This is a genomic window from Amycolatopsis ultiminotia, from assembly GCF_039536925.1.
In the GTDB taxonomy this organism is placed as follows: domain Bacteria; phylum Actinomycetota; class Actinomycetes; order Mycobacteriales; family Pseudonocardiaceae; genus Amycolatopsis; species Amycolatopsis ultiminotia.
On the sequence record NZ_BAAAZN010000020.1, the window covers coordinates 137,061 to 150,168 of the forward strand.

The following is a 13,108-nucleotide window of genomic DNA, read 5'->3' on the forward strand; positions in this document are numbered from 1 at the left end:
ACCTCCAGCGCTCTGGAGGTCAAGCTGTCAGGATCCTGTCATGCCGTCCGGCGGGCAGGCGCCGGCTCGAGCCTCAGCTCGTGGGCGAGGGCCGCGGCTTCCCCGCGAGAGCGGACTTCCAGCTTTTCCAGCAGGTTCCGGACGTGGAACTTCACGGTGTGCTCGCTGAGCTGCAGCCGTTCGGCGATTTCACGGTTGCGCAGCCCCTGGGAAATACCGGTGAGCACCTCCAGCTCCCGCGCGTTGAGGCGATCGAGCGGGCGCAGTTTGGGCGGTTCGACCACGTCGAGTGGCAGCGTGGCCGTCACGGTGGTGCCCCAGCCGGGCACGGCGTCGATTTCCCACCGACCGCCGAGCGGGGTGATGCGTTCGGCAAGGCGAGGTTCGACAGCGGTCTCGGCCAGGTGCGGATCGTCGTCGCGGACGGTGACCCGGAGCGCCGCGCCGTCAAGGTGCCAGGAGACGCGTACCCGAGTAGTCCCCGGGCGGTCCAGCGCGGCAAGGACCAGGCCGCGGCTGGCTGAACGCGCCGTGTGAGCGATGTCCTGGTGCACCTGACGATCGTCGTCCGGACCGACCAATTCGACCGACGCGTCGACGTGCGCCACGACGGGTGAGAGCTGGTCGGCCAACAAGGCGAACGCTCCGCGAGCGGATTCCGCTGACAGGCCTTGTGCACGATCGGTGACCGCGCGGAGGTCGACCAACGCGCGGTCCGCCAGATCGGTGGCGGTCTGGCGGACCGCCGCGTCACTGAGCTGGCGCGAGCGCAGCACCGAAAGGAGCGCGACAAGTGTCGTGGCGTGGGTTTGCCCGAGATCGGTGACGGCTTGGCCCCGTGCCGTGGCCGCGGCGAGATTGCTGGCGATCACCTCCGGCTGCACTTCGGTGGCGCGCTGGCCCGCGTCGAGGCTGGTCAGGTGCCAGAGCCGGACGGCAAGGTCCAGCACTTCGGAAGCCGGGTGGGGATCCTCGGGGACCAGCGCGATCATGGCGCCGTTGCCGATTGCCGGTCGAGACGACAACAGCACGAGCCGCCGTTCCGTCCCGCCGAACGCGGCGTCGAGAACGACTGCTTCGCCGGGGATCGCCTGTTCGGCGAGGTAATTGAACTCAGCGCTGGTGACGGCGTCGGTGATGGCCTGATCGCCGACCGTCTTGAACGGGCTGCGCGGGCAGTCCCCGGTCTGCATCGCCGCCGCACGATGCGGCAACAGAGCCGTGAGCTCGTGCGAAAACTGCGGCAGCATCCTGGGCCGGGGCACGGACATGACCCGCACGACGACATCAAGCACCGAGGCAGGGTCGGACCACATTTCGTCCATACGTCCACAGTAGGCGCGTGGGCGGTGGACTACCTGCTCTTCCGGCTAGTGAACGCTACTCCTCCGGGTAGTTCGGAACAGGGCGCCGAACGGTTGGCTTGAGAAGGGGCGCGCGGACTGCCGTCCTGAACCGAAGGAGAACGAACCGACATGCGAGCGATCACTTTTGCCGAATACGGCGGGCCGGACGTGCTGCGGGTGTCCGACGTCCCGGTGCCGGAACCCGGACCGGGTCAGGTGCGCGTCGCCGTGCGCCGCGCGGGCGTTAACCCGATCGATTGGAAGATTCGCAGGGGATTCATGGCTGACGGAGCACCGTTGGATGGCCCGCAGATCCCGGGCATGGAGATCGCGGGCGTCGTCGACGCGGTCGGCGACGGAGCCGCGTTCAGCGTCGGCGACGAAGTGTTCGGATGGTCGGACACCGGTGCATACGCCGAGTTCGCGCTGTCCAAGGCGGTGGCCAGGAAGCCGGCGGATCTTTCCTGGGAGGACGCGGCGGCGTTGCCGGTAGCCGGCGAAACGGCGTTGCGCGTGCTCCGGCTGCTCGACGTCAAGCCCGGCGAGCTGCTGGTCGTCCACGGCGCGAGCGGAGCGGTCGGGCGGTTCGCCGTACAGGCAGCGATCGAAACGGGCAGCACGGTGATCGGAACCGCGGGGCAGCGGAACCTGGACGAGGTCAAGTCGCTGGGCGCGATTGCCGTCAGCTACGGCGACGGCTGGCTGAAGCGGGTCCGGGAAGCGGCCGGCGGACGGGCCGTCGACGCGGTGTTCGACACGTCCGGCCACGGTGTGCTGCCCGATTCGGTGGAACTTCGCGGGTCGCAGGAGCGCGTGGTGACCATCGCCGACCCGGCGGCGTTCCAGCTCGGCCTGCCGTTCTCGTCTGGTGGCGACGCGCTCTCTGACGAGACGCTGGACCGAATCCTTGGTTACGTGGAGCGAGGGCTGCGAATTCCGCAGGGAACCAGCTATCCGCTGGAGGAAGCAGCAGATGCTCAGGAGGAGAGCGAGAACGGGCATCCGAGCGGGAAGTTGACGATCGTCGTTTCCTGACTGGACGACGGCCCGTCTGACCCGCCGGTGCTGTCGTGAGGCAAGAGCTTCGTGCTCTTGGGGAGCCTGTCCGTCGGTTGCGGCGTTTCGGCTGGTCAGACTCTCTCGCCGGCTTCCCGGGCGGAGGTTTGGCCGTGTTGGCTGCCGTTCACAGGCGTCGAAGGTTTTGGGTGAGCGGCTGAAGTTTCGCGGGTATGGCTCGGGCTGTCTGGCTGTCGCCGTTGGATGGCGGCAGCCGGAAGGCCGGGCGCTCAGTGCTCCGACGCTGGATGACACTTACCGGTTGGCAGGTCGGCATCGGCCTGTCGACGGAAGGACGTTGGCCGGTGGGGACGACCATCGACCATTTGGCGACCACGACTCGGCGGGTGGCGGGACGGTGGTCGCTGATCGCGGCGGTGGTGGGTGCCGATTCCCGGCTCGGTGGCGACTTCGCAGATGGCGGTCGCCGCTCGGTCACGGTCAGCCGGTCAGGGACCACATGGTGCGCGTCGGTGTGCAAGCGAAATCCCGCATCGTTGCCGAGCGACGTGCCCAGCCGAGCTGCTAAGCGGAGCGCGTCCGAGCTGCCAAGCGGGGCGCGCTGCTGAGCTGCCCAGCGGTGTGCGCAGCTGGGCTGCTAAACGCCATGCGCTGCACCGCTGTTGAGCGGTAACAAGGGGACCAATCCGCCACCACAAGACTCGGTATCGACCACTCAACGGACAACGGACTCAGCCGGTCGCGAACTGCTTAACCGTCGCCGTTGGGCGATGCGGCGTCGAGCGGCCTGCGCGGTGTCGCTTGCCGCGAGCGGATCAGTCACCTGACGTTGCTCAGCGTCTGTCGGCTGATGACCACGTCAGGAAGGCGTTGGGCGTGCTCGGGACTCGGCGGGACGTTCACCGAACGGATTCGTCGTGACATCGGATACCGGACCGACTACCGGCTCGGCGAACGTCCCGCTGGTGTCAGGGCCTTCTGCGACGAGATCGTTGCCTACGCTGTACAGCCCTGTGGAGTCGTCGACGATGGGCAGGCCAGGGCTTCTGCGGCGGGTACTGCGGGTCCGTTTCGGAGGCGTACGCCCAGCTCGCGAGCTGCCAGGGCGGGCATCGGACTTCTTTGGGGACCGGCCGAACCTGCGGTTTGTCTGAACCGGAACCAGGGCTGGTTCGGAACAGCACCAGCCGAAGCATGGGCCAGTCGGGACCGGACCGTCCGAGATCGGCGTCGCCCGGGTCCTGGGCCAGTGGAGGTCAGTGCCGCCCGGGGGCCAGGGCCAGTAGAGATCGGTGCCGCCCGGGTCCAGGGCCGGCCGAGATCAGCGCCACCTGGGAACAACCGTCAGCCGAAACCAGTGCCGCCCGGAACCGCGGCGACCCACAACCGGGGCAGACTACAACCGGGCGCGACCCAGAACCGGGGCGGGCTGGAACCGGAGCGGCACGGAACCGGGGCAGACCGGAGCCTAGGCGGACCGGAACCGGGGCGGACCGGAACAGCGGCCGGCCGGAGACCGGCGATCGGCCTCGCGCCAAAGGGCCGTCCCGAGCAGCGGGCGATCAGCCCAACCGCGGTCAGTCCAAACCGGTGACCTGCCCGAGCCGGCGGCCGATCCGGACCGTTGGTTGTTCAGTGACCAGTACCGGATGCGGCGGTCGCGTCGGGGACGATGCGTGTGGCCACCGAACGGCGACGGGGTTGGGCTGGGATGCGGACTGTGCCGAGAGCGGAGTGCACCGAGGCCTCCGCCAGTGCGGCCAGGGAGCGACGGTCTTCCGCTCGGCCCGGCGCGATCTCCGGGCACACGTGCACCTCCAGGACCAGGCCGCGCAGGGCGGCGACTCGGCGGAGGGACGCAATGAGCGATTCCGGGCCGATGAAAGCGGGCTGGCTGGTTTCGCGGCTGTCGGACAACCGGTAGCGCAGGGCAATCGGGCGGACGGGCACGCCACCGTCGATGGCGGCCTGGAACGTCGCCGTCGTGAAGCGGCCGGACGCCAGGCCACACCAGGTGGTGCCTTCGGGGGTGACGTTCACGAGCGAGCCGGAGCGCAAGGCGTCGGACAGCTCGGCCACGGTGTCCGGCAGGGTGCGGAGGCGGTCGCGGTTCAGGAAGATGCTGCCACCGCGCCGTACGAGGGTGCCGAGGACCGGCCAGGTGCCGATTTCGACTTTCGCGAGTGCACGCATGGGCCGCAAGGCGTTGATCGCGACGATGTCGAGCCACGAGATGTGGTTGTTCACGACGAGCGCACCGCGACCGGCAGGCGCGGTCAGGAAGTCGGCACCGCCGTGTACGGACAGGCGGACGCCGAACGCACGGAGTACGGACCGGAAGATGGTGCGCACCAGCCGTTCCCGGCTCCGGCCGTGGAGCACGAGCAGCATCGGCGTGCCGAGCAGCGCGCCGCAGACCATCGTGACCGCCGCGGAGTATCGCAGGATCCTGCGTGGCAGGCCGACGGTCGGGGCGCCGGTGGTGAGGCAGCCGTCGCCACAGGGAGACGTCGGCATCCAGGCGTGGCTCATACCTGCACCCCGAGGAAGAACTTCAGGTAGCGCTCGTCGACCTGGTGCAGGTCAAGCAGCACGAAGAAGTCCGCGACGCCGAAGTCCGCGTCGAGTGCCGGCGGGCCGCACACCTTCGCGCCGAGCCGCACGTAACCCTTGATCAGTGGCGGCAGCATCGCCCGACCGGGACGGACGATGTCGTCGCACTCCCACGGGTGCAACGGCGAAACGCGGCGAGCCTCGTCCGCATAGTGCTTGGCGCGCAACACATCCCACACGCCCGCGGCGTAGTTGCCACCGTCGCTCAGTGGCACCGACGCGCAGCCGGCGAGGTAGCGGTGACCGGAAAGCAGCATGTACCGCGCGATCCCGGCCCACACGAGGCTCACGACGGCGCCGCTGCGATGGTCCGGGTGCACACAGGACCGTCCGGTCTCAACCAGCGACGAACGCAGGCCGTCGAGCGCGGTCAGATCGAATTCGCTGTCGGAGTACAACTTCCCGGCCTGCACGGCGCGTTCCGGCGGCAGCATCCGGTAGCAGCCGACGATCTCGCCGGTGTTGTCGTCTCGGACGACAAGATGGTCGCAGTACTCGTCGAAGTAGTCGACGTCCAGGCCAGGCCGCGGGGAGTTGAGCTGCGCCCCCATTTCCCCGGCGAACACCCGGTGCCGCAGCTGCTGGGCGGCAAGCACTTCATCGTTGCCGTGCGCGACGAGAAGGGAATACCTCGGTGCGTCCTCGGGGAGGTCGGCACCCGCCTGATCAGTGCTGACGAGGAGCTGTGACGACGTCATGGTCAAGGTGTACCTGCCACCGAGAAACCGCGGAGAGTGCCAATCGATGACCGATCAGTGCACGTTGAGTTAATTGCCGGTTCTCAGGCTTCTCTCAGGCTCGAACCACCCCAGAACGACCCGGAACCACCCGGAACCACCCGGAACGACCCGTGAAACGTCCCGAAACATCCGGAAACGCCGAAGGCCGCCGCGTACCGAGGGGGTACGCGGCGGCCTTCGGAGCGGGAAAACGTCAGCCCTTGCGCTTGTCGACCGCTTCGGTCAGCTGCGGCGCAACGTTGAACAGATCGCCCACCACGCCGAAGTCGGCGATCTCGAAGATCGGCGCCTCGGCGTCCTTGTTGACCGCGATGATCGTCTTCGAGGTCTGCATGCCGGCGCGGTGCTGGATCGCGCCGGAAATGCCGAGTGCGATGTACAGCTGCGGCGACACCGTCTTACCGGTCTGCCCCACCTGGAACTGGGCCGGGTAGTAGCCCGAGTCGACCGCGGCACGCGAGGCGCCGACGGCCGCGCCGAGCGAGTCGGCCAGCTTCTCCACGACGTCGAACTTCTCCGCCGAACCGACACCACGGCCACCGGAGACGACGATCGACGCCTCGGTCAGTTCCGGCCGGTCGCCGCCGACCACCGGCTCGATGCCGGTGACCTTTGCCGACTTCGCCGGGTCCTGCGCCGGGATTTCCACGGTCTCCTCGGCAGCGGCACCGTCCGCGGCTTCGGCCTCGACCGCGCCGGGGCGGACCGACACCACCGGCACGCCCTTGGCGGCCTTGGACTTCACCGAGAACGCACCGCCGAAGATCGACTGGTCCACCGTGCCGTCGGAGTTCACGCCGACCGCGTCGTACAGCAGGCCGGAGCCCAGCCGGAACGCGACGCGCGCGGCCACCTCCTTGCCCTCGGCGCTGGCGGCGACGAGCACCGCGGCCGGGGACGCCTGCTCGGCGAGCTTCGCCAGCACGTCGACCTTCGGGGTCACCAGGTAGCCGCCGGCGTCGTCGCCTTCGGCGACATAAACCTTGGCCGCACCGTGACCGGCGAGGGCTTCCTTGGCCTTCGCCGCGGTACCGGTGGGACCCACCACCACGGCGGAGGGCTCACCCAGTGCACGCGCCGCGGTCAGCAGCTCGAGCGTGACCTTCTTGACATCACCGTCGACGTGGTCGACGAGGACGAGTACTTCAGCCATTTTCCGAATTCCTCCTCGAAACCGTGTCTCAGATGAGTTTCTGCCCGACCAGGTACTCGGCGACCTTGCCGCCGCCGTCGCCCTCGTCCTCGACCTTCTCGCCTGCGGTGCGCGGCGGCTTCGGGGAGGACTCGATGACCGACGACCACGCGTTGGCGAGGCCGACCTCACCCGCGTCGATCCCGAGGTCGCCGATGGTCAGCGTCTCGACCGGCTTCTTCTTGGCCGCCATGATGCCCTTGAACGATGGGTACCGCGGCTCGTTGATCTTCTCGCTGACGCTGACCAGCGCCGGCAGGTTCGCCTCGAGGTGCGTGATGCCGTCCTCGGTCTCCCGGTCGGCCTTCACGCTGGAGCCCTCGACGGTCAGCTCGCGCACGTAGGTCAGCTGCGGCAGGCCGAGCAGCTCGGCGAGGATCGCGGGCACCGCGGCACCCCGTCCGTCGGACGCCTCGTTGCCGGCGATGACGAGGTCGTAGCCCTCGACCTTGCCGACGGCGGCGGCGAGCACCTTCGCGGTGGCGATCGCGTCGGAGCCGTGCAACGCCTCGTCGGAGACGTGGACGGCCTTGTCGGCGCCCATGGAGAGCGCCTTGCGGATGGCGTCGGTCGCGCGGTCCGGTCCGACCGAGATCACGGTGACCTCGCCCTCGCCGGCTTCCTTGATCTTGAGCGCTTCCTCGACTGCCTTCTCGTTGATTTCGTCGAGCACGGCGTCGGCGGATTCGCGGTCAAGCGTGTTGTCGGCACCCGAGAGCTTCCGCTCCGAGTAGGTGTCCGGTACCTGCTTGACCAGGACAACGATGTTCGTCATGGGTCTTCTTCGACCTCCCGGTAGGGGCCGGTGCTCGGCCACGGGACAGTGCTCTACTGGCCGGTAGATTAGGGCCATTCCGGCGGCCATACCCGCTGAGGTGACCGCATTCACCTGGATGGGCAATCTAGTGGGACCATCGTCCCGGTAGTTTACCGGTTACCCCGTACAGATCACCGCTCGCCCGATCGGACCAACGGTCGCCTACTGCCAGTAGGGCGATAGGCATTAACCTCGGGCAGCATGTCCGCGCACATCGCCGTAGTCACCGACTCGACCTCGTGCCTGCCCGAGAAACTCGCCGCCCAATGGGGAATCGGCGTCGTGCAGGTCCAGCTTCACGTCGGGAATCAGACGGACGACGAGCACCGCTTCGACCGGGGCGGGCTCGTCGAGGCCATGAAGGCCGGCACTCCCGTCTCGACCTCCCCACCCGACCCCGGCGCCTTCTTCTGGACCTACCAGGACGCGGCCTCCGCCGGTGCGTCCGCGATCGTCAGCCTGCACATCTCCGGCCGGTTGTCGGACACCGTGCAGGCCGCCCGCGAGGCGTCGCAGCAGGTCCGGATCCCGGTGCACATCCTCGACAGCGGCACGGCCAGCATGAGCCTGGGCTACGCCGCGGTGTCCGCTGCCCGCGTGGCAGGCGCCGGCGGCCAGCTCAACCGGGTGCTCGACGCCGCGGAACGACGGGTCCGAGGAGCCACCGAACTGATCTACGTCGACACTCTCGAGTACTTGCGGCGATCGGGACGGATCGGCGCTGCCCAGTCGATGCTGGGCACCGCGTTCTCGATCAAGCCGCTGCTCACCGTCCGCAACGGTGAGGTGAGCCCGCTCGCTCGCGTTCCCGGTACCAAACGGGCGATGAACCGCCTCGTCGACCTCGCCGAGAAAGCCGTCGGCGACCAGAAGGCGGACCTCGCGGTGACCCGTTTCGGCTCCGACGAACAAGAGGTCGTGCGCCGGCTGAAGGAACGCATTCCGGGCGTGGGCGACATCCTGGTCGCCGACGCGAGCACTGTGATCGGCGCGCACGTCGGCCCCGGCGCGTTGAGCATCACGGTGTCGCCGACGAACTGACCACCTTCCGACGACCCGGCAGGAGCAGCGTCACGAGCGGCACAACCACAGTCAGAACCAGCGCCACGACGGTGAGCACCTGATCGGTGCGGGCGTAGTGCCCGAGGTGACCGAGGTGGTAGGAGATGTGCGGCACGGAGAACAGCAGTGCCGCCACCGAAACCATCCTGGCCACCGCTGTGGTGCCGATCACCGCGGCGCCGATCAGGACCGCGGCGAGCGCGAGGCTGAGGCCGCCGAAGTCGCGGATCAGGTGCTCGTTGAACGGTCCGTCCATCGACACCCAGCCACGCCGGAAGCCGGGAAAGTCCTGATAGAAACCCATTGGGGTGACCGTTGGCCAGATCCCTTGCGCCAGCTCCGCCAGCCCGAGCACGGCCAGGAGGATGCGCGTGATTGTCCGTTGCATGCAGCAGGAACGAGACCGGCCGGTGGAACGTGACACGCGCTAGGGTCGCGCAGGTGACCCACGCAGCCACCCGGGCCGAAGCACTGCACCTCACCGGCGAACGGACCGTCCCCGGCATCCCCGAGGAGAACTACTGGTTCCGTCGCCACGAAGCTGCCTACCTGGCCCTGCTCCCCCACTGTGCCGGCGCGACGGTGCTGGAGGCCGGCTGCGGCGAGGGTTACGGCGCGGGGCTCATCGCCCGGCACGCGCGCCGGGTGCTGGCGTTGGATTACGACGTCCCGACCACGGAACACGTGGCGCGCCGCTATCCGGACGTCGCCGTGGCACGCGCGAATCTCGCATACCTCCCGGTGCCGGTCGGCGCCGTCGACGTGGTCGCGAATTTCCAGGTCATCGAGCACCTGTGGGATCAGGACGGGTTCCTCGCGGAATGTTTCCGCGCACTGCGCCCTGGCGGGAAACTGCTGGTCACGACGCCGAACCGGCTCACCTTCACACCGGACAGCGACACTCCGCTCAACCCGTACCACACGCGCGAGCTGGCACCGTCCGAATTGGACGGACTACTGCGTGCGGCCGGCTTCACCGTGCAGACGCTGCACGGCTTGCACCACGCGGAAAGCCTGCGCACGGTGGAAAGCCGGCACGGGGGTTCGATCATCGACGCCCAGCTGGCAGTCGTGATGGGCTCGCTGCCGGGGCAGGCGGTGTGGCCGGCGGACCTGCTCGCGGACGTCGCCGCGATCCGCGCGGAGGATTTCACCTTGCACGACCGGGACCTTGACGCCAGCCTCGATCTGGTGGCGGTGGCGGTGCGCCCGTGACCGTCTCGAATCCCGGGCACGAGGGCACGTTCTGCCTGGTCCTGCACAGTCACCTGCCCTGGCTGCCGCACCACGGCAGCTGGCCGGTCGGGGAGGAATGGCTCTACCAGGCGTGGACGCATTCGTATCTGCCGGTCGTCGACCTGTTGCGCCGCTTCGCCGACGAGGGACGACGCGACGTGCTCACCCTCGGCATGACGCCGGTGCTCGCCGCTCAGCTGGACGATCCGTACGCGATCCGCGCTTGTCAGGACTGGCTCGGCCATTGGCAGCTGCGCACTCGCCACGCGTCGACCCTCTGGCGCGGTGACCCGCTGTTGCGCGATTTGGCCGCGGCAGAGCACCAGACCGCCGTTCGCGCCACCGAGGAGCTGGAAACCCGTTGGCGGCACGGCTTCTCCCCGATCCTGCGCAGCCTGGTGGACGATTCGACGATCGAGCTGCTCGGCGGGCCGCTCGCGCACCCGTTCCAGCCGCTGCTGGACGAGCGGGTGCGCCGGTTCGCCCTGCGCAGCGGCCTGGCGGACACCGCGCTGCGGCTCGGGCACGCACCGGAAGGCATCTGGGCGCCGGAATGTGGTTACACACCGGGGATCGAACGGGACTATCAGGCCGGCGGCGTGCGACGGTTCCTCGTCGACGGCCCGTCCCTGCGCGGTGACACCTCGGCAGCGCATCCCGTCGGCGAATCGGACGTGGTCTGCTTCGGCCGTGACCTCGAAGTCACCTACCGGGTCTGGTCGCCGAAGGCCGGCTACCCCGGGCACGCGGCGTACCGGGACTTCCACACGTGGGCACACGAGGTGGGGCTCAAGGCGTCGCGCGTGACCGGCAAAACGGTGGCACCACAGGACAAGGAGCCCTACGATCCGGCGCTGGCCGCGGACGTTCTCGGGCTGCACGTCAAGGATTTCGTCGACACCGTCGTCACGCGGCTGCGCTCGCTCCGCGAACAGCACGGCCACCCGTCGTTGGTGGTCGCCGCATACGACACGGAACTGTTCGGACACTGGTGGCACGAGGGCCCAGCGTGGCTGGAAGGAATCCTGCGCGCACTTCCCGAGGCCGGCGTGCGGGTGACCACGCTGCGAGGCGCGTTGGAGGCCGGTCACCTGGGTTCGCCGGTGGACTTACCTGCGTCCTCATGGGGCTCCGGGAAGGACTGGCGCGTCTGGGACGGCGAGCAGGTCGCCGACATGGTGCAGGACAACACAGCGTTGCAGACCCGTCTCCTGGACCTCGTCGACCGGATCGACGGGACCGCTCGCGACACCGTCGCCGATCAGGCCGTCGCGGAGGCGATGCTCGCCCTGTCCAGTGACTGGGCGTTCATGGTCACGAAGGATTCCGCCGCGGACTACGCGCGGCGCCGGGCCCGCGTGCACACCGAGCGCTTCGACGCGCTGTCCGGATTGCTTCGCAGCGGAGACCGTGCCCGCGCGGTCGCGCTCGCCGACGAATACCGCCGGGCCGACGGCCCGTTCGGCCACGTGGACGCACGCGCCCTGCGTCGTCCTCCTGCATGACGAATCGAAAGGACCCGCACATGGGAATCCGTGACCTTCCGCTCACGACGCTCGCCGGTGAGGACACGACCCTTGGCGCCGACGGCCCGCTCGGCGGCAAAGCGCTACTGGTGGTGAACGTGGCGTCGAAATGCGGCCTGACGCCCCAGTACTCCGGCCTCGAGCGGCTGCAGGAACGCTACGGCGACAAAGGCTTCTCGGTCGTCGGCTTCCCGTGCAACCAATTCGCCGGCCAGGAGCCCGGGACGGCCGAGGAGATCCAGACGTTCTGCTCCACCACCTACGGCGTGTCGTTCCCGCTGTTCGAGAAGATCGACGTGAACGGCGAGGGGCGCCACCCGCTCTACGCAGCCCTCACCGAGACCCCCGACGCCGAAGGCACGGCAGGCGACGTGCAGTGGAACTTCGAGAAGTTCCTGGTCAGCCCGTCCGGCGAGGTCATCGGCCGGTTCCGCCCCCGCACCGACCCGGAGGACGAGACCGTGGTGAAGGCCATCGAGGCGACGCTCCCGTCCTGACCCCCGCCACCCGGCCGGTCTCGCCTGCGTTCCCGACGGGCCGGCCGGGGACGCCGGAGGTCGAACGCCGAGGCGAACCTCGCCGGTGAACCTGACCCGCGGGACCCGTCCGAACCACGATGGTCCCGCGGTCCCCAAGACGACAATCCGGCGTCCGGCGCTGTTGTACGCAGAGCGTGCCTGGGACCCGGCAACTCGAAACGGCTCCGCTCGCTGCCGACCCGGCGACCAAAAACGACTCCTCGCAGTTGCCGACCCGGCAACCCGAAACGACTCCTCGCAGTTGCCGACCCGGCAACCCGAAACGACCCCTCGCAGTTGCCGCTCCGGCGACCGAAACAACCCCTCGCACTGCCAACCCGGCAATCACCCCTCTTGCCAACCCGACAACCAGCACCCGCTTGCCAACCCGGCACGCTGCCGACCCGGGACCTCGTCACGACCCCGTGTTGCTGACCCGGCGCTCCGGATCGGTCCAGCGCGCTGCCGACCCGGCAATTCGGAACTCTTGTACGCGGAGCGGAGAACGCAGAGCTGCGCACTGGCGACCCGGAACCCGCCGCCCGAGTCGACGATCCGTAACGGCCATCGAGAACCGGCCGAGGTGAACCATCTCGCATATCCGTGTCGAACAACGCGCAGAACCGGCGGTGCCGCCAGTCCTGCGAACCGGAGTTCAAGCCACCCCGAGAACCGGCGGCCGACCGAACTGAGGCGCTGGTGATTGCCCCGATCAAAGCACTGGCAATCGGGCAGACTCTTGTACGCGGAGCGTGCCCAAGCACTGACGACCAGGCACCCCGGCACCGGCAACCAAGCTCTTGTCCGCGGAGCGTGCACACCCAGGACCGCCAGTCGAGCAGACCCGAGGTCAACCATCGAGCAGACTCAAGGAACGCCGACCGACCACATCCAGGAACACCGGTCGAACAGCCCCAGCGCCGGTCGAACAGCCTCAGCACCGATCGAGCGGCCCCAGAAACCCCGGTCCAGCGGCCCAGGGACACCAGCCGAACGGACTCAGGGACACCGGTTGATCAGATCCAGAGACACCAGCCGAAC

General features: G+C 68.7%; 11 protein-coding genes. 5 read left to right on the top strand and 6 right to left on the bottom strand.

Going from position 1 to position 13,108, the window contains the following annotated elements; all coding sequences use genetic code 11:
- Positions 1 to 38: 38 nt before the first annotated feature.
- A complete protein-coding gene (locus tag ABD793_RS34595) occupies positions 39 to 1,325 on the bottom strand; it encodes a helix-turn-helix transcriptional regulator (RefSeq protein WP_344867515.1) in 1,287 nt (428 codons plus the stop codon).
- A 150-nt stretch (positions 1,326 to 1,475) separates the two neighbouring features.
- Between ABD793_RS34595 and ABD793_RS34600 the strand changes: the two genes are divergently transcribed.
- Positions 1,476 to 2,381 (top strand): NADP-dependent oxidoreductase, encoded by a 906-nt coding sequence (locus ABD793_RS34600; RefSeq protein ID WP_344867516.1) that lies wholly within the window; start codon positions 1,476 to 1,478, stop codon positions 2,379 to 2,381.
- Positions 2,382 to 3,995: 1,614 nt separating this feature from the next.
- Here ABD793_RS34600 and ABD793_RS34605 read toward each other — a convergent pair.
- From ABD793_RS34605 to ABD793_RS34620, 4 genes are all read right to left on the bottom strand, one after another.
- The gene (locus ABD793_RS34605; RefSeq protein WP_344867517.1) at positions 3,996 to 4,895 is read right to left on the bottom strand and encodes a lysophospholipid acyltransferase family protein; all 900 of its coding nucleotides are present in this window, start codon (positions 4,893 to 4,895) and stop codon (positions 3,996 to 3,998) included.
- Positions 4,892 to 5,674 carry a GNAT family N-acetyltransferase gene (locus ABD793_RS34610; protein WP_344867518.1) on the bottom strand — a complete coding sequence of 261 codons (783 nt, stop codon included), beginning with the start codon at positions 5,672 to 5,674 and terminating at the stop codon, positions 4,892 to 4,894. Before ABD793_RS34610 ends, ABD793_RS34605 begins: the two co-directional genes overlap by 4 nt.
- A 235-nt stretch (positions 5,675 to 5,909) precedes the next feature.
- On the bottom strand, positions 5,910 to 6,869 hold the full coding sequence (locus ABD793_RS34615; protein WP_344867520.1) for an electron transfer flavoprotein subunit alpha/FixB family protein: 960 nt from the start codon (positions 6,867 to 6,869) through the stop codon (positions 5,910 to 5,912).
- Between the two features lie 28 nt (positions 6,870 to 6,897).
- Positions 6,898 to 7,683, bottom strand: coding sequence for an electron transfer flavoprotein subunit beta/FixA family protein (locus ABD793_RS34620; protein ID WP_344867522.1), 786 nt, complete (start codon positions 7,681 to 7,683; stop codon positions 6,898 to 6,900).
- A gap of 243 nt (positions 7,684 to 7,926) precedes the next feature.
- Between ABD793_RS34620 and ABD793_RS34625 the strand changes: the two genes are divergently transcribed.
- Positions 7,927 to 8,766, top strand: a complete 840-nt coding sequence (locus tag ABD793_RS34625) for a DegV family protein (protein WP_344867523.1) — start codon at positions 7,927 to 7,929, stop codon at positions 8,764 to 8,766.
- Here ABD793_RS34625 and ABD793_RS34630 read toward each other — a convergent pair.
- Positions 8,744 to 9,091: a hypothetical protein gene (locus ABD793_RS34630; protein WP_425548818.1), complete on the bottom strand. Its 348-nt coding sequence runs from the start codon at positions 9,089 to 9,091 to the stop codon at positions 8,744 to 8,746. The two genes, ABD793_RS34625 and ABD793_RS34630, sit on opposite strands and share 23 nt — an antisense overlap.
- A gap of 137 nt (positions 9,092 to 9,228) precedes the next feature.
- Between ABD793_RS34630 and ABD793_RS34635 the strand changes: the two genes are divergently transcribed.
- From ABD793_RS34635 to ABD793_RS34645, 3 genes are read left to right on the top strand one after another with little or no spacing between them, the layout of a single operon-like run.
- Positions 9,229 to 10,002, top strand: a complete 774-nt coding sequence (locus ABD793_RS34635) for a class I SAM-dependent methyltransferase (RefSeq protein ID WP_344867525.1) — start codon at positions 9,229 to 9,231, stop codon at positions 10,000 to 10,002.
- On the top strand, positions 9,999 to 11,528 hold the full coding sequence (locus tag ABD793_RS34640; RefSeq protein ID WP_344867526.1) for a 1,4-alpha-glucan branching protein domain-containing protein: 1,530 nt from the start codon (positions 9,999 to 10,001) through the stop codon (positions 11,526 to 11,528). The genes ABD793_RS34635 and ABD793_RS34640 overlap by 4 nt, the downstream gene beginning before the upstream one ends.
- 20 nt (positions 11,529 to 11,548) lie before the next feature.
- Positions 11,549 to 12,046 (top strand): glutathione peroxidase, encoded by a 498-nt coding sequence (locus ABD793_RS34645; protein ID WP_344867527.1) that lies wholly within the window; start codon positions 11,549 to 11,551, stop codon positions 12,044 to 12,046.
- Positions 12,047 to 13,108: the final 1,062 nt, after the last annotated feature.

What these genes read in the sequence shown, in the direction of transcription:
- ABD793_RS34645 (WP_344867527.1), top strand. Translation starts at nt 11,549, where the DNA reads ATGGGAATCCGTGACCTTCCGCTCACGACGCTCGCCGGTGAGGACACG.
- ABD793_RS34600 (WP_344867516.1), top strand. Translation starts at nt 1,476, where the DNA reads ATGCGAGCGATCACTTTTGCCGAATACGGCGGGCCGGACGTGCTGCGG.
- ABD793_RS34615 (WP_344867520.1), bottom strand. Translation starts at nt 6,869, where the DNA reads ATGGCTGAAGTACTCGTCCTCGTCGACCACGTCGACGGTGATGTCAAG.
- ABD793_RS34595 (WP_344867515.1), bottom strand. Translation starts at nt 1,325, where the DNA reads ATGGACGAAATGTGGTCCGACCCTGCCTCGGTGCTTGATGTCGTCGTG.
- ABD793_RS34605 (WP_344867517.1), bottom strand. Translation starts at nt 4,895, where the DNA reads ATGAGCCACGCCTGGATGCCGACGTCTCCCTGTGGCGACGGCTGCCTC.
- ABD793_RS34620 (WP_344867522.1), bottom strand. Translation starts at nt 7,683, where the DNA reads ATGACGAACATCGTTGTCCTGGTCAAGCAGGTACCGGACACCTACTCG.
- ABD793_RS34625 (WP_344867523.1), top strand. Translation starts at nt 7,927, where the DNA reads ATGTCCGCGCACATCGCCGTAGTCACCGACTCGACCTCGTGCCTGCCC.
- ABD793_RS34630 (WP_425548818.1), bottom strand. Translation starts at nt 9,091, where the DNA reads ATGGGTTTCTATCAGGACTTTCCCGGCTTCCGGCGTGGCTGGGTGTCG.
- ABD793_RS34610 (WP_344867518.1), bottom strand. Translation starts at nt 5,674, where the DNA reads ATGACGTCGTCACAGCTCCTCGTCAGCACTGATCAGGCGGGTGCCGAC.